The organism is Methylobacterium litchii (genome assembly GCF_038442315.1).
GTDB lineage: Bacteria > Pseudomonadota > Alphaproteobacteria > Rhizobiales > Beijerinckiaceae > Methylobacterium > Methylobacterium litchii.
In genome coordinates this window covers 185,608-199,712 of the sequence record NZ_JBBXMY010000010.1, presented here as the reverse complement: position 1 = coordinate 199,712, position 14,105 = coordinate 185,608, and the positions used below count along the sequence as shown (strand labels likewise).

The following is a 14,105-nucleotide window of genomic DNA, read 5'->3' as shown; positions in this document are numbered from 1 at the left end:
ACGCCCGGGTTCTTCCGCCTCCCTCGCGAAGGACCGAGCGATGATCGTCGAAATGCGCGTCTATTACTGCGCCCCGACCCGGCTTCCCGCCCTCCTCGACCGGTTCCGCACCATCACGATGGGCTTCTTCGAGAAGTACGGGATCGAGCAGGTCGGCTTCTTCACCACCCTGGTCGGGCCGGACAACCACGCCCTGACCTACTTCCTGAAGTGGGACAGCCTCGCCGATCGCGAGCAGAAGTGGAACGCCTTCCAGGCCGATCCCGAATGGATCGCCAAGCGCGCCGAGACCGAGAAGGACAAGCCCATCGTGGCGCGGATCGAGAACACCTTCCTCGCCCCGACGGATTTCTCGGCCCTGCGCTGACGCGCGTCAGGAGCGCCGCGCCGACCGGAGCAGGGTCGCGGCGGCGAGGCCGAGGCCGACCACCGCCGAGGCCGTGGCGAGCGGGTGCAGGCTCGCCCGCGTGTAGGCGCTCCGGCGCAGCACCGGGAAGGGCTGGTCGCCGTGGACATGACCGGTGTCGTCGAGCTGCGGCGCGTGCAGCGCCCCGGCCGGGCGGCGTGGCGCCATGGTGCGCTTTTGCAGGGCAGCGATCTGCCCGGCGAGGTGATCGTAGGCCCCCGGCGCGAACTCCTTACCGGCGATGAACATCTTGCCCGCCCCGCCGACCACGATGTCCCGCTGCGGGCGCACGGCGGCGTGCAGGATCGCCCGCGCCACCTCGTCCGCCGAGTAGACCGGCGGCGGCAGCATCGGCTCCTTGTCGAGGTAGTTGCGCGCCCGGCGGGGGAGGGGGGTGTCGATGGAGGCGGGCTTGACCAGCGTCACCGAGATCGGCGCGTCGTCGAGGCGCAATTCCATGCGCAGGGCGTCGGTGAAGCCCTTCACCGCGTGTTTCGAGGCCGAGTACATCCCCTGGAAGGGGAAGGCGAGGTCCGAGGCGATGGAGCCGACATTGATCAGCGCCCCGCCACGCGTCTTCATCAGCCCGACCGCCACCAGCGAGCCGTGGACGGTGCCCCAGAAGTTCGTGCGCATCAGGCGCTCGTGATCCTCCTGGCTGACCACCCCGAGGGGGCCGTAGATCGTCAGCCCCGCGACGTTGACCCAGGTGTCGACGCCGCCGAATTCGGCCACCGCCTTGGCGGCGATCTCCTCGACCTGCTCCCGCTCGCCGACATCGGCGCCGACGGCCACAGCCTGCCCGCCCTCCCGGACGATGTCGGCGGCGATCCGGTCGAGGGCCGCGCCGCTGCGGGCCGCCAGCACGACCCGCGCGCCCTGGGCGGCGGCCCGCCGCGCCGTGGCCAGCCCGATCCCGGACGAGGCGCCGGTCACGACGATCGTCTGGTCCGCGAGGGGTTTGTGCTGCATGGCCGGTGGTCCCGAAACTGACGCGGCCCGGAGGCCGCTCAGGTTGGCTACCCCCGAGACTGCGCTCAAGTTTCCCGATCCTCCGTACGGGGCCGGGTAGGCCAGCGCCGCCGTTTTCGTGTATCGGCTGGGAATCGGGACGATTCGGCAATCGGTGGGAAGGGGATTGGCGTTGGGCCAAGCGCGCACGGTCCTGCTCACCGGAACGCTGCTCGCCGTCGTCGCGGGGGGCGCCTTCGCCATGACGCGGCTGGGCGCCACCGCCGCCCTCGCCGGGTGGCGCGAGTCCCTGGACGCCCTCCTGCCCGGCCGGACGCCGGCCCCCGCTGCCCGGCTGCCCGCGCCGCGCACCGCCGTCGAGGATGGGCGCACAATCGTCCGCCTCACCGCCGCCGAGCGGGCGCGGGTCGGCATCGTCACGAAGGTCCTGCCGGCGGAGCCGCATCCGCGCGAGGCCACCGGCTACGGCAGCCTCCTCGACCTCGCCCGCGTCACCGAACTCACGAACAGCTACGCCGGGGCGGTGGCCGCCCTCCAGACCGCCAAGGCCCGCGCCGAGGTCTCGGTGAGCGCCGCCCGCCGGCTCCGGAGCCTCGGCGCGGCGGCGGTCGCCACGGCGCAGATCGAGACCGCCGAGGGCACGGCGCTCACCGAGCAGGCGGCGGTCACGGCGGCGGAATCGCAGGTGCGCACGCTCGCCGCCACCGCCCGGCAGGAATGGGGCGCGGTGATCGGCAAGGCGATCATCGAGCGCGGCGCCCTGGTGACGCGGCTCATCGAGCGCGATGACCTACTGATGCAGGTGACGTTGCCGCCGGGGGAAACCGTGGCGAAGCCGCCGGAGGCCGCCTTCGCGGAGGTGCCGCCGCAGAGCGTGCGGGTGAGCCTACGCCTCGTCTCCCCCGCGACGCGCACGGATCCCAGGATCCAGGGACAGAGCTTCTATTATCTCGTCTCCGGCGACAGCGGGCTCCTGCCCGGCATGAGCGTCATGGCCTTCCTGCCCACCGGCAAGGCCGCGACGGGGGTGCTCGTCCCGGAGGACGCGGTGGTCCACGCCGAGGGCGGCACCTGGGTCTATCGCGGCCTTGGGGACGATTCCTATGTCCGCCACCCCGTGCGGCCCGACGCACCGATGTCGGCCGACAGCTTCGTCGTGGAGGATCTGCCCGACGGCAGCGAGATCGTCCTCTCCGGCGCGCAGGCGCTCCTGTCGGAGGAGTTGAGGAGCCGCATCCGCGTCGTCGGCGACGACGATGACTGACGAGACGCCCTCCGGCCTCCAGGCGGCCCTGGTCGGCGCGTCGGTGCGGCTGCCCCGCGTAGTGCTGGCGCTGGCCTGCGCCCTCCTCGTCTTCGGGCTCTCCGCCCTGGCGGGGGCGCGCTACGACGTGTTCCCCGAATTCACGCCGCCCACGGCCACGATCCAGACCGAGGCGCCGGGCCTCGACCCGGAGCAGGTCGAGGTGCTGGTGACGCAGATCGTGGAGGGCGCCGTCGCCGGCCTTCCGGGGCTGGAGACCCTGCGCTCCTCCTCGATCCAGGGCCTGTCGGTGGTCACGGCGACCTTCCGGGCGGGCAGCGGCGTCGATCAGCTGCGCCAGCGGGTGAACGAGCGCATCGCCGCCCTGCCGGGGCGCCTGCCGCAGGGCGTCTCGGCGCCGTCGATGACGCCGCTCACCTCCTCGACCCTCACGGTGCTCCTCGTCGGCCTCACCTCCGCGCGGCGGGACGCCATGGAGCTGCGCACCCTCGCCGATTGGACCGTGCGCCCGCGCCTCCAGGCGGTGCCGGGCATCGCCCAGGTCTCGGTCTATGGCGGCGCGGTGCGCTCCCTCCAGGTGCAGGTGCGCCCCGACGACCTGATCCGCCACCAGATCGGCCTCAACGACGTCCTCGCCGCCGCCCGCAAGGCGACCGGCGTGCGCGGGGCGGGCTTCGTGGACACCCCGAACCAACGCGTGGTGCTGCGCACCGAGGGGCAGGCCCTCACCCCGGAGGCGCTGGGCCGCACGGTGCTCGCCAACGAGGGCGGGGCCAGCGTGATCCTGGCCGACGTCGCCACCGTCACCGCCGCGCCGGAGCCCGCGATCAGCGCCGCCCTGGTCGACGGCAAGCCCGGTGTGCTGATGATGGTCGGCGCGCAGGTCGGCGTCGACACCCTCGCCGTCACCGCCCGGCTCGAAGCCGCCCTCGACGAGTTGCGCCCGGCCCTCGACCGCGAGGGCGTGTCCCTGCGCCCCGACCTGTTCCGCCCGGCCGACTTCGTCGGCGTCGCCACCGGCAACGTGCTGTTCGCCTTGGGCCTCGGCGGCGGGCTGGTGGTGATCGTGCTCCTCGTCTTCCTGGGGGATTGGCGCACGGCGCTCATCAGCGCGGCGGCGATTCCGCTCTCCCTCGTCGCGGCGGCCCTGGTGCTGCAAGCCTGGGGCGAAAGCCTCAACACCATGACGCTCGGGGGCCTCGCGCTCGCCATCGGCGAGGTGGTGGACGACGCGGTGATCGGCGTCGAGAACGTCACCCGCCGCCTGCGTGAGGCCGGGCGCGCCACCCTCGGGCAGCGGGCACGGCTGGTGCGCGACGCCATCCTGGAGGTGCGCAGCTCCGTCGCCTACGCGACGCTGGCCGTGCTGCTGATGTTCCTGCCGGTCCTGGCGCTCACCGGCGTCGCCGGACGGCTGTTCGGGCCGCTGGCGCTGGCCTATGTCGCGGCCGTCGTCGCCTCGCTCCTCGTCGCCCTGACGGTGACGCCCGCGCTGTCGCTCGTCCTCCTCGGCGGCAGGACCGGGCGCGCCGGGCCGGCGACGGAGCCGCCCGCCGTGCGCTGGAGCCGCCGGTTCTACCTCGCGCTCCTCCGACGCGCCGGCCGCGCGCCGCGGACGGTCGTCGCCTTCGGGATCGTCTCCGCGCTCGCCGGGGCGGCGCTGGCGCCCGGCCTCGGCCTGTCCTTCCTGCCCGACCTGCGGGAGGGGCACCTGATCCTCCACATGGTGGCCGCGCCCGGCACCTCGCTGAGCGAATCGCAGCGGCTCGGCACCCTCATCACCGCCGAGCTGAAGGCCATCCCCGGCGTGCGCGCGGTGGCCTCGCAGATCGGCCGGGCCGAGGCCGGCGAGGACACCGCCGGGCCGCATTACAGCGAGATCCACATCGACCTCGAACCCGGCCTCGGCGGGGCGGCCCAGCGCGGGATCGAGGGGCGGATCCGCGACCTGATCGCGGGCTTTCCCGGCCCGGCCTTCTCGCTGAAATCCTTCCTCACGGAGCGGATCGAGGAGGTCATTTCCGGCTTCACCGCGCCGGTCGTCGTCAACGTGGTCGGCAACGACCTCGACCGGATCGAGGCCGCCGCTCGCGCGGTCGCACGGGAACTCGCCGAGGTCCGGGGGGCGCGGGACGTGCAGCAGGCCGCCCCCGCCGGCCTGCCGCAGGTCACGGCCGCCCTGCGGCAGGTCGATCTGCGCCATTGGGGGCTCGATGCCATCGACGTGCTGGAAGCGGTGCGCACCGCCTACCAGGGCGACATTGTGGGCCAGACCTACCGGGGCAACGCGGTGTTCAACGTGATCGTCCTGCTCGAGGCTCATGCGCGGGAGCGCCTGAGCACCATCGGCGACCTGCCCCTTCGCACGCCGGGCGGGCGCTACCTTCGGCTGTCGCAGGTGGCCGACGTCTACGAGAGCACCGGCCGCTATCAGGTGCAGCACCAGGGCGCGCAGCGGGTGCAGGCGGTGACGGCCAACGTCGTCGGGCGGGACATCGCGGGCTTCGTCGCGGCGGCCAAGCGCAAGATCGCCAAGGAGGTGCGCCTGCCGGCGGGCGTCTACATCACCTTCGCGGGCGCCGCCGAGGCGCAGGCGCGGGCGCGGCGCGACCTCCTGTTCCACACGGCCTTGGCCGGGTTCGGCATCGTGGTGCTGCTCGCCATCGTCACCGGCTCGGGGGCGAACCTCGCCCTGGTGCTCGCGAACCTCCCCTTCGCCTTCGTCGGCGGCGTCGCGGCGGTGCTGCTGACGGGGGGCACGCTCTCGCTCGGCTCCATCGTCGGCTTCGTCACCCTGTCGGGCATCTCGCTGCGGAACAGCGTGATGATGATCGCCCATTACGAGCAGATGGTCGCCCGCGAGGGCCGCCCCTGGGACCGGGCCACGGCCTTCGAGGGCGCCGCCGACCGGATGGTGCCGATCCTGATGACCTCCCTCGTCACCGGCCTCGGCCTGCTGCCGCTGGCGCTCGGCGCGGGCGAGCCCGGCCGCGAGATCGAAGGCCCGATGGCCGCCGTGATCCTCGGCGGCCTCGTCACCTCGACGGTGCTGAACCTCCTGATCCTGCCGATCCTCGCCCTGCGCTTCGCCCGCTTCCGGCGGGGGGAGGAGTGGCGCGAGGCGGCTTAAAGCGCCTCGGCTTTCGTGATAAGAACATGTGTGAAAAACGCTTATCGCGATGAGCGTCAGCCGCTGCCGAGGGGCGCCATGGCGACGATGACTATCTCCCTCCCCGATCCGATGAAGGACTGGATCGAGGCTCAGATCAAACAGGGCGAATACGCCAGCACGAGCGACTATGTCCGAGATCTGGTGCGCCGCGACCGGGAGCGGCGGGCCAAGCCCGAGCTGACCCTCGAGGATCTTCGCAGGATCGTGGACGAGTCGCGGGCGAGCGGACCGAGCCCGCGCAAGGTCCGCGACATCCTCGCGCGCGCCAGGACGCATGTGCAGGGCGACCCGCCGCCGGATGTGTGACTACCGCCTCACCAAGCGAGCGGAGGCGGACCTGTTCGACATCGCCGTTCACGGCTACCGGCAGTTCGGCGCCCGCCAAGCGGAAGCCTATGCCGCCGGACTTGAGCACGCGTTCGAACTCCTCGCCGACAATCCCGGCATGGGCCGAAGGGCCGACGTGATTAGGCCGGGCGTGCACCGGCACGAGCATGCCTCCCACGTCATCCTGTACGAGAGCGTGGGCGACGGCGTTCTGATCCTGGCCATCGTTCACCGCCGCAGCGTGAGGCGCCTCACACTGCGGGAGGAGGGGTGACGCCTACAGCGCCCCCGCCACGGCCTTGGCGATCATCCGCGAGACGCGCACGTTCGATTCCACCGTCACCCCCGCGATGTGGGGCGTGAGGATCAGGTTCGGGCAGTCTGCGAACACCGCCCCGGCCTCGGCCGAGAGGGGTTCGGCGTCGAACACGTCGAGGGCCGCGCCGCCGAGGTGGCCGTCCCGCAGGGCCTGCGCCACGGCGGCCTCGTCCACGACGCCGCCGCGCGCCGCGTTGATCAGGATCGCGCCCGTCGGCATCCGCGCGGTCATCCGCGCATCGATGAGGCCCCGCGTCGCGTCCGTCAGGGGCACGTGTAGCGAGAGCACGTCCGCCCCCGCCACGAGGTCGTGCAGGGACAGGCTGGCGACGTGGCCGCCGGGCTGCGCCCAGGCGGGGTGGTCGGCCGGCAGGAAGGGGTCGTGCGCGCTCACCCGCATCCCGAGGGCGGCGGCGCGCTGGGCCGTCTCGCGGGCGATGGAGCCGAAGCCGACGAGGCCGAGGCGCTTGCCGGCGATCTCCCGGCCCATCAGCCGCCCGCGCGGCCATGTCCCGGCGGCGACGTCGGCCGTCGCGCCGTAGGCCCCGCGCAGCAGCAGCATCGCCGTGGCGACGACGTATTCGGCCACCGAGACGTCGTTCGCCCCCGTCGCCGGGATCACCGTGATGGCCCGCGCCTGGCAGGCCGGTTGGTCGATGTTGTCGAGGCCGACGCCGAGGCGTCCGACGACGCGCAAGGCCGGGCCGGCGGCCAGCAGCGCCGCGTTCACCTTCGTCCGGTTGCGGACGATGAGCGCCCGCGCCCCGGACAGGGCGGCGCGCAGATCGTCGGGGCGGTCCACCAGGGTCGGATCGTAGGCCACGTCGAAGCCCGACAGGGATTCGCGGATCGCGTCCTCGTCCATGAACTCGGTGATGACGATGTCCGGCATCTTCTGTTCCTTGGATGGGTCAGATCGCGGCGATCTCGGCCAGGAGCTTGGCGTCCACCGCGAGCCCATCGCGCGCGGCCTTCCGGCGGAGCCCGAGCCGGCGCTGGCCGGGCAGGCGCGCGCCGGGCTGGTCCTCGATGACCGCGGCGAGCCCGGCGAAGCGATCCAGGGCGCCGTCCCCGAAGGCGTCCGGATCGAAGGCTAGGATGAGCTGGCCGGTGCCGGGCGGGCCGCCCTTGTCGTCGAGGAAGGAGGAGGCGTCGGCCGCGAAGGTCGCGCCCGTCAGGCCGGCGGCCAGCAACTCCACCATCAGGGCGAGCGCCGTGCCCTTGGCGTCGCCGAGCGGCAGCATGGTGCCCGCGAGCGCGGCCGTGGCGTCGGTGGTCGGACGGCCCTCCGCATCGACGGCCCAGCCCTCGGGGATCGGCTCGCCGCGCTGCTTGGCCGAGACGATGTTGCCCCGCGCCACCTTCGACAGGGAGAGATCGACCACCACCGGCTCACGCCCCGGCAGGGGGCAGGCGAAGGCGATGGGGTTGGTGCCGAACACGGCGCGCTTGCCGTTCCAGGGGGCAATGGCCGCCGGGGTGTTGGCGAAGAGCAGGGCGACGAGGCCTCGGCTGGCCAGATCCTCCACGAACAGCCCCGCCGCGCCGCAATGGTGCGAGCGGCGGATGGCGGCGGCGGCGAGGCCGCTCTCGCGGGCCATGCCGGGCAGGGCATCGAGGGCGAGCGCCAGGGCCGGATAGGCGAAGCCGCTCGCCGCATCGATGGCCGCCACCGCCGGGCGGGGACGGTCGAGGGTGGGGGTCGCGTGGCCGTCGACCTTGCCGGCCTTGGCCTGCGCCGCGTAGCTCGGCACCCGCGAGAGCCCGTGGCCCTTCAAGCCGTCCGCCTCGGCCCGCACCAGGGCGGAGGCGACGTGCCGGGCATTGCCCGGCGCGGTGTTCGCCCGGACGAGGGCGTCCGTCACCAACGTCTCGGCGTCCGGGATCGTGAGGATGTCGGCCATGGCGCTCCGGGGGTTGGAGTGTCCTCCCCCTCTCCCCGCTGGCGGGGAGAGGGGCGATGGGATCACGCGCTCCGGTAGAGCTTCGTCATCACGAACTCCCGGTGGCCGAGGGATTCGGCCGCCGTGAGCCGGCCGTTGGCCGTGCGCACCACCATGTCGATCAGCGCGTCGCCCGCCGCATCGAGCGTCATGTCCCGGCGCAGCACGCCGGTCACGTCCACGTCGATGTGCTCGCCCATCGTGCGCAGCGTCTTCGGGTTGCCGCTGATCTTGATCACCGGCACGATCGGATTGCCGATTACGTTGCCCTGGCCGGTCGGGAAGGTGTGGATCACGTAGCCCGCCGCCGCCATCAGGGTCACGCATTCGGCCGCCGCCGAGGACGTGTCCATGTAGTAGAGGCCCGGACCCTTGGCCGGGGCTTCCGCCGGCTGAAGGGCGTCGATGTATCGGCACTCGCGGCCGATCTTCTCGAGGTTGCCGAGCGCCTTCTCCTCGATCGTGGTCAGGCCGCCCGCGATGTTCCCCTTGGTCGGCTGCGAATCCGACAGGTCGTCGGTCTTGTGCGCCTCGATCACATCTTCCTGGTACGCTTTCCACATCGCGTACCACTTCTCAGCGATTTCCGGGCTGGCGGCCCGCTCGCGGCACAGATGCTCGGCGCCGGTGATCTCGGAGGTCTCGCCGAACACGCCGTAGATCCCGTGGGGGATCAGCTTGTCGTACATGTTGCCCACCGTCGGGCAGGAGGCGAGGCCCGTCGTGGTGTCGGACTCGCCGCACTTGGTCGAGACCCACAGGTCGGTGATCGGGCATTCCTCCTTGGGCAACTCGCTCGCCCATTGCAGGAGGCGCTTGGCGGCGTAGCTCGCCTTGGCGATGGTGGCGATGTCGCCGTGGCCCTCGATGCCGAAGCCCACCACCGGCTTGCCGGTCTTGGCGATGCCCTCGACCACGCGGGACGTCCAGCCGTCCTCGATGCCGATCACCACCACGGCGGCGACGTTCGGGTTCGAGCCGATGCCGATGAGGGTGCGGAAGTGGATCTCCAGATCCTCGCCGAACTGCAGCCGCCCATAGGCGTGCGGCAGGGCCATCGTGCCCTTCACATTGTTGGCCACCGCCTCGCAGGAGGCGTTCGACAGGTCGTCGAGGGGCAGGAGGACGACGTGGTTGCGCACGCCGACCCGCCCGTTCTCCCGCCGCCAGCCCATGAAGGTGGCGCCGGCATGATCGTCCGAGGCGCGCTTCGTCGGCAGCGCCTGGGTGGTGAACTGGTCGGGGGCCCCACCGGCATAGGCGGCGGGCATGGAATGCTCGAAGGCGGCCTGCAAGCTCATGGGACCCTCACCAACGCTTCGTCTTGAGATTGTGGGTGTGGACGTGCTCGCCCTTGGCGATGTCGGCCACGGCCTTGCCGATGTCCTGGCCGTACTTCCACACCGTGTCCCCGGAGCGGATGTCCTGCAGGGCCACCTTGTGACCGATGGGGATCTCCTGCTTCGCCGTCAGCCGGAAGTCCGAATTGTCGTGCGTGACCACGCACAGCATGTCCGTCCCGGCATTGAGGTTCTCGACCACGACGACGCCCACCGAATCCTTGGGGTCGTGGACGAGGAGTTGGGGAACTCCCATTGCGTATCTCCCGCTGCTTGGTCCGCCTGTCTTGTATAAGACCTAAGAATGGGCGGTCAAGGGCGGCGGTGCGGTCTCAGGCGCTGGCGCCGTCCGTGTCGACGATGTCGGCCGAGTAGCGGTTCTCGCGGGTGTCGCAGCGGCTGATGCGCAGTTCCACGGGGCGCCCGCTCACGTCGAAGGCGACGCGGACGATCTCCAACAGGGGCGATCCATCCGGCACGCCCAGCGCCTGCGCCTCCTCCGGGCCGGCGGCGATGGCCTGAAGCCGTTCCTGCACGCGGGTGATCAGGATGCCGTGGCGCTCCTGGTAGATCACGTACATCTCCTCGCTCATCTCCTCCGTCGTCGGCAGATCGAGGACGGGGATGATGGCGACCGGCACGACCACGAACTCGTAGATCGCGGGGGCATCCTTGAGCGTCCGCACCCGCGTGACGGCGTGCAGGGGCGCGCCCTCGGTGAGGGACAATTGCCGCGCCTCCTCCGCCGTCGCGGGGCGGGTCGCCTGCGCGATCAGCCGGCTCTTGGGGGAGAGCCGTGCGCCCTCCGGGGTGACGATGCGGAAGAACCGGAACAGCACCGTGTCCCGCGCGTGCCGGGCGACATAGGTGCCGACCCCCTGGCGCCGCACGATCAGCTTCTCGCCCTCCAGCGCGATCAGCGCCTTGCGCACCGTGCCCTGGCTCACCCCATACTCGGCGGCGAGCTCGTGCTCCGTCGGCAGGAGGTCACCGGGCTTCCAGGCTCCGTCCGCGATCCGCTTCGTGATGAGGCCCTGGATCTGGACGTAGAGCGGCCTCAGCTCCGGCTTGAAGGTCGCGGCGGGGTGGTCGTTCATCGCGGGCTCGGGGAGCGTCGTAAGGGCGGCGGGTCTCTGCCTTGACTGCGTCAGATATCTTATATAAGACCTTCCGACCAGCTTAGTGGCAGACCCTCGCGAAGGGGGCAGGCGAACCGGCCAAGCCGGTTCTATCACAAGCGTTCCTGGGAGGGAGCGATGAGGCGAGAAGCCGGCACCGGCGGGGCCACCCGTCCCATGCGCACGCGCCGTCATTCCAGACACCGCCATCGCTGACACGCGCCCCGCCGCAGCGGGGCCTTCCGACATGCGCCTCCGGCCCCTCCCGGCAAGGACGGGTGGGGCCGGGGCTCCTCGCGGCCGAGACCGCCAGCCCGGAGATGTCGAGTCATGACCACGCGCCAGCCCGCACCACCGAGTCCCAAGACGACGGATCGCAAGACCATCTCGCTCCTCGCCTTCTCGGCGACATCGGGCGTGCTGGTCGAGTTCTACGACTTCTTCATCTTCGGCTATGCGGCGGCGAGCGCCTTCCCGCACACCTTCTTCCCGAACATCTCGCCGACCTGGGCGCTGATCTTCTCCTACCTGACCTTCGGCGCCGGCTTCCCGGCCCGCCTCCTCGGGGCCTACCTGTTCGGCCATTTCGGGGACCGCGCCGGCCGGAAGACCTCGTTCCTCATCAACATCCTGATCGTCGGCGCCACGACCTTCATGGTCGGCCTGCTGCCGGGCTACGAGACGATCGGCATCGCCGCGCCGATCCTGCTCGTCACCCTGCGCATCGTGCAGGGGATCGGCCTCGGCGGCGAGTTCGGCGGGGCGGCCTCGCTGCTCGCGGAGTTCGGCGCCACGCGCAAGCACCGGGCCTTCTGGGTGTCGCTGGCCAATCTCGGCATCCCCGGCGGGGCGATGGCGGCGAGCGCCGTGCTCTACATCCTGGCCGACAGCTTCTCGACCGGCGGCTGGCGCATCGCGATGCTGCTCTCGGTGGTCGTGGTGGTGCCCGGCCTGCTCGCCCGGTTCAAGCTCGCGGATTCGCCGCTCTTCGAGCAGCTGAAGGCCAAGGACGAATTGTCCAAGATGCCGAGCCTCGACGTCACGCGGAAGCACTGGCGGCCGATCCTCCTCCTCGCCCTGTTCTGCGCCTTCCAGCAGATGGACGGCTACGTCAGCGGCACCTACGCCATCTCGTTCATGAAGTCGGCGGGCATCCCGCTGGCGACGACGGCGGTGATCATCTTCATCGCGCGGATCGGCGACGTCCTCGGCGTGGTGATCAGCGGCCCGGCCGCGGATTTCATGACCCGGAAGAAGCTCGGCTACATCGCGGTGATCCTCACGGCCGTGCTGTCCGTGCCCTACGCGCTCGCCATCCTGCACCAGCAGGTCTGGCTGGTGCTCGGCCTGCAATTCGTCATCACCCTGACCGGCGTCGGCATCCTGCACGGGCTCGCGCCGATCCTGACCTCGGAGAGCTTCCCGACCAAGTACCGCTATTCCGGCGCGGGCATCTCCTACAGCCTGTCGGCGATCCTCGGCGGCGGCATTGCGCCGCCGCTGCTCGCCGGGCTCATCGGGCAGGACGTGGCGGGGAATTGGTTTTATATTCCTGTCGTCTACGGCATCTACGCCGTCATCGCCGTGGCGGCCCTGGCCCTCACCCCCGAGACGCGGAATCGCCGCCTCGACGAATTCGCCGAGACCGGGGACGGGCAGGCCGGCGCCGGGGGCAAGGTCGCCTGCGGGGCGCCCACATGAGCGGCAGGAGGGAGCGGGCGATGATCGACAGGCGGGACCTCCTGAGAGGCATGGCCATCGGGCTCGGCGGGGTGGGCCTCTCGGCCCGCGCCCTGCACGCCGAGGAGGTGATGCTGCCCTTCGGCAACGGCGAGCGCCCGCTGGTCGCCTTTCCCGGCAAGCGCCCGCTCCTGCAGATGACGGCGCGTCCGCCGCAGCTGGAGACGCCGTTCTCGGTCTTCGACCACGGGGCGATCACCCCGAACGACGCGTTCTTCGTGCGCTACCACCTCGCCGACATCCCGACCCGCATCGACGCGGACGCCTTCCGCCTCGCCGTGACGGGCCATGTCGAGCGCCCGCTCTCCCTCTCGCTCGCCGACCTCAAGGGGATGCCAGGGGCGGAGGTGGTCGCGGTCAACCAGTGTTCGGGCAATTCGCGCGGCTTCTTCGAACCGCGCATGGCCGGCGGGCAATTGGCCAACGGCGCCATGGGCTGCGCTCGCTTCACCGGGGTGCCGCTGAAGGCGGTGCTCGACAAGGCCGGCGTGAAGGGCGGGGCGGTGCAGGTCGCCTTCGAAGGCCTCGACGGGCCGGTCCTGCCGGAGACGCCCGATTTCGCCAAGGCGCTCACCCTCGACCACGCGCGCGACGGCGAGGTGATGCTGGCCTGGGGCATGAACGGGGAGGACCTGCCCTGGCTCAACGGCTTCCCCCTACGCCTCGTGGTGCCGGGCTACTACGGCACCTACTGGGTCAAGCATCTCAACGCGGTGAGCGTCCTCGACAAGCCCTTCGAGGGCTTCTGGATGAAGAGCGCCTACCGCATTCCGGACAACGAGTGCGCCTGCACCGAGCCCGGCAAGGCGGCGGACAAGACGGTGCCGATCGGCCGGTTCAACGTCCGCTCCTTCGTGACGAACCTGACGGACGGGCAGGAGGTGAAGGCCGATAAGCTGCCCCTGCGCGGCATCGCCTTCGACGGCGGCTCGGGGATCCGCGCGGTCGAGGTCTCCACCGACGACGGCAAGAGCTGGACGGGGGCGACGCTGGGCCAGGATCTCGGCCGCTACGCCTTCCGCACCTGGACGAGCGAGGTCGCGCTGGCCCCCGGCGCGCATGTCCTGCGGGTGCGGGCGACGGGCAACGACGGCGGCACGCAGCCGATGGAACCGCGCTGGAACCCGGCCGGGTACATGCGCAACGTGGTCGAGACGACCCGGGTGAGGGCGGCCTGATGAGACTGACCGGATCCGTCGCGCTCCTGCTCGCGCTGGGCGGCCCGCTCGCCGCCGCGCCGCAGGATTACGCCCTGCCCGAACCCACGGCGCAACTGCGGGCGCCCGCCGACCCCGCGCACCAGCCGGGCTTCGAGGCGGCGCAGGGCAATTGCATGGTCTGCCACTCGGTGGACTACATCGCCATGCAGCCGCCGAAGAAGGGGGCGGGGTTCTGGAACTCCGAAGTGACCAAGATGGTCAAGGTCTACCACGCCCCCGTCGGCGAGGCGGACGCCAAGGCCATCGCCGCCTACCTCGCCGCCACCTATTGAGGGCGGCGCGCCC

14 protein-coding genes are annotated in these 14,105 nt (G+C 71.5%); 8 read left to right on the top strand and 6 right to left on the bottom strand.

What is annotated here, in order from left to right; all coding sequences use genetic code 11:
• Window positions 1-40: 40 nt before the first annotated feature.
• On the top strand, window positions 41-367 hold the full coding sequence (locus AAHF99_RS18570) for an NIPSNAP family protein (RefSeq protein WP_342165977.1): 327 nt from the start codon (window positions 41-43) through the stop codon (window positions 365-367).
• Window positions 368-373: 6 nt separating this feature from the next.
• Here the strand turns inward: AAHF99_RS18570 and AAHF99_RS18565 are convergent, their stop codons facing one another.
• Window positions 374-1,378 carry an SDR family oxidoreductase gene (locus tag AAHF99_RS18565; RefSeq protein ID WP_342165976.1) on the bottom strand — a complete coding sequence of 335 codons (1,005 nt, stop codon included), beginning with the start codon at window positions 1,376-1,378 and terminating at the stop codon, window positions 374-376.
• A gap of 172 nt (window positions 1,379-1,550) precedes the next feature.
• Between AAHF99_RS18565 and AAHF99_RS18560 the strand changes: the two genes are divergently transcribed.
• The 4 genes from AAHF99_RS18560 to AAHF99_RS18545 all read left to right on the top strand — a co-directional run bounded on the left by AAHF99_RS18560 (window position 1,551) and on the right by AAHF99_RS18545 (window position 6,415).
• Window positions 1,551-2,642, top strand: coding sequence for an efflux RND transporter periplasmic adaptor subunit (locus AAHF99_RS18560; protein ID WP_342165975.1), 1,092 nt, complete (start codon window positions 1,551-1,553; stop codon window positions 2,640-2,642).
• Window positions 2,635-5,772, top strand: coding sequence for an efflux RND transporter permease subunit (locus tag AAHF99_RS18555; protein WP_342165974.1), 3,138 nt, complete (start codon window positions 2,635-2,637; stop codon window positions 5,770-5,772). Before AAHF99_RS18560 ends, AAHF99_RS18555 begins: the two co-directional genes overlap by 8 nt.
• 78 nt (window positions 5,773-5,850) lie before the next feature.
• Window positions 5,851-6,120 (top strand): type II toxin-antitoxin system ParD family antitoxin, encoded by a 270-nt coding sequence (locus AAHF99_RS18550; RefSeq protein WP_342165973.1) that lies wholly within the window; start codon window positions 5,851-5,853, stop codon window positions 6,118-6,120.
• Window positions 6,113-6,415, top strand: coding sequence for a type II toxin-antitoxin system RelE/ParE family toxin (locus AAHF99_RS18545; RefSeq protein WP_342165972.1), 303 nt, complete (start codon window positions 6,113-6,115; stop codon window positions 6,413-6,415). The genes AAHF99_RS18550 and AAHF99_RS18545 overlap by 8 nt, the downstream gene beginning before the upstream one ends.
• Window positions 6,416-6,418: 3 nt before the next feature.
• On the opposite strand, the gene AAHF99_RS18540 is transcribed toward AAHF99_RS18545, so the two are convergent.
• The 5 genes from AAHF99_RS18540 to AAHF99_RS18520 all read right to left on the bottom strand — a co-directional run bounded on the left by AAHF99_RS18540 (window position 6,419) and on the right by AAHF99_RS18520 (window position 10,839).
• Window positions 6,419-7,351 carry a hydroxyacid dehydrogenase gene (locus tag AAHF99_RS18540; protein ID WP_342165971.1) on the bottom strand — a complete coding sequence of 311 codons (933 nt, stop codon included), beginning with the start codon at window positions 7,349-7,351 and terminating at the stop codon, window positions 6,419-6,421.
• A gap of 19 nt (window positions 7,352-7,370) precedes the next feature.
• Complete coding sequence (locus AAHF99_RS18535) at window positions 7,371-8,363, bottom strand: Ldh family oxidoreductase (RefSeq protein WP_342165970.1); 993 nt, start codon at window positions 8,361-8,363, stop codon at window positions 7,371-7,373.
• A gap of 62 nt (window positions 8,364-8,425) precedes the next feature.
• Window positions 8,426-9,703: a UxaA family hydrolase gene (locus AAHF99_RS18530; protein WP_342165969.1), complete on the bottom strand. Its 1,278-nt coding sequence runs from the start codon at window positions 9,701-9,703 to the stop codon at window positions 8,426-8,428.
• A 7-nt stretch (window positions 9,704-9,710) separates the two neighbouring features.
• Entirely contained in the window at window positions 9,711-9,998 is a 288-nt protein-coding gene (locus tag AAHF99_RS18525) for a UxaA family hydrolase (protein WP_342165968.1), read from the bottom strand.
• Between the two features lie 76 nt (window positions 9,999-10,074).
• On the bottom strand, window positions 10,075-10,839 hold the full coding sequence (locus AAHF99_RS18520; RefSeq protein ID WP_342165967.1) for a GntR family transcriptional regulator: 765 nt from the start codon (window positions 10,837-10,839) through the stop codon (window positions 10,075-10,077).
• 351 nt (window positions 10,840-11,190) lie between these two features.
• Here AAHF99_RS18520 and AAHF99_RS18515 point away from each other — a divergent pair, with 351 nt between their 5' ends.
• Genes AAHF99_RS18515 through sorB form a run of 3 tightly spaced genes read left to right on the top strand, consistent with a single transcriptional unit; the run spans window position 11,191 to window position 14,092 of the window.
• Entirely contained in the window at window positions 11,191-12,561 is a 1,371-nt protein-coding gene (locus AAHF99_RS18515; RefSeq protein ID WP_342165966.1) for an MFS transporter, read from the top strand.
• A 20-nt stretch (window positions 12,562-12,581) separates the two neighbouring features.
• Window positions 12,582-13,778, top strand: coding sequence for a SorA family sulfite dehydrogenase catalytic subunit (sorA, locus tag AAHF99_RS18510; RefSeq protein WP_342165965.1), 1,197 nt, complete (start codon window positions 12,582-12,584; stop codon window positions 13,776-13,778).
• Window positions 13,778-14,092, top strand: a complete 315-nt coding sequence (gene sorB, locus AAHF99_RS18505) for a SorB family sulfite dehydrogenase c-type cytochrome subunit (RefSeq protein ID WP_342165964.1) — start codon at window positions 13,778-13,780, stop codon at window positions 14,090-14,092. Before sorA ends, sorB begins: the two co-directional genes overlap by 1 nt.
• Window positions 14,093-14,105: the final 13 nt, after the last annotated feature.

Coding starts and splice junctions, on each gene's coding strand:
- AAHF99_RS18570 (WP_342165977.1), top strand. CDS start 41: ATGATCGTCGAAATGCGCGTCTATTACTGCGCCCCGACCCGGCTTCCC.
- sorA (WP_342165965.1), top strand. CDS start 12,582: ATGATCGACAGGCGGGACCTCCTGAGAGGCATGGCCATCGGGCTCGGC.
- AAHF99_RS18535 (WP_342165970.1), bottom strand. CDS start 8,363: ATGGCCGACATCCTCACGATCCCGGACGCCGAGACGTTGGTGACGGAC.
- AAHF99_RS18540 (WP_342165971.1), bottom strand. CDS start 7,351: ATGCCGGACATCGTCATCACCGAGTTCATGGACGAGGACGCGATCCGC.
- AAHF99_RS18555 (WP_342165974.1), top strand. CDS start 2,635: ATGACTGACGAGACGCCCTCCGGCCTCCAGGCGGCCCTGGTCGGCGCG.
- AAHF99_RS18515 (WP_342165966.1), top strand. CDS start 11,191: ATGACCACGCGCCAGCCCGCACCACCGAGTCCCAAGACGACGGATCGC.
- AAHF99_RS18525 (WP_342165968.1), bottom strand. CDS start 9,998: ATGGGAGTTCCCCAACTCCTCGTCCACGACCCCAAGGATTCGGTGGGC.
- AAHF99_RS18545 (WP_342165972.1), top strand. CDS start 6,113: ATGTGTGACTACCGCCTCACCAAGCGAGCGGAGGCGGACCTGTTCGAC.
- sorB (WP_342165964.1), top strand. CDS start 13,778: ATGAGACTGACCGGATCCGTCGCGCTCCTGCTCGCGCTGGGCGGCCCG.
- AAHF99_RS18550 (WP_342165973.1), top strand. CDS start 5,851: ATGGCGACGATGACTATCTCCCTCCCCGATCCGATGAAGGACTGGATC.
- AAHF99_RS18520 (WP_342165967.1), bottom strand. CDS start 10,839: ATGAACGACCACCCCGCCGCGACCTTCAAGCCGGAGCTGAGGCCGCTC.
- AAHF99_RS18565 (WP_342165976.1), bottom strand. CDS start 1,378: ATGCAGCACAAACCCCTCGCGGACCAGACGATCGTCGTGACCGGCGCC.
- AAHF99_RS18530 (WP_342165969.1), bottom strand. CDS start 9,703: ATGAGCTTGCAGGCCGCCTTCGAGCATTCCATGCCCGCCGCCTATGCC.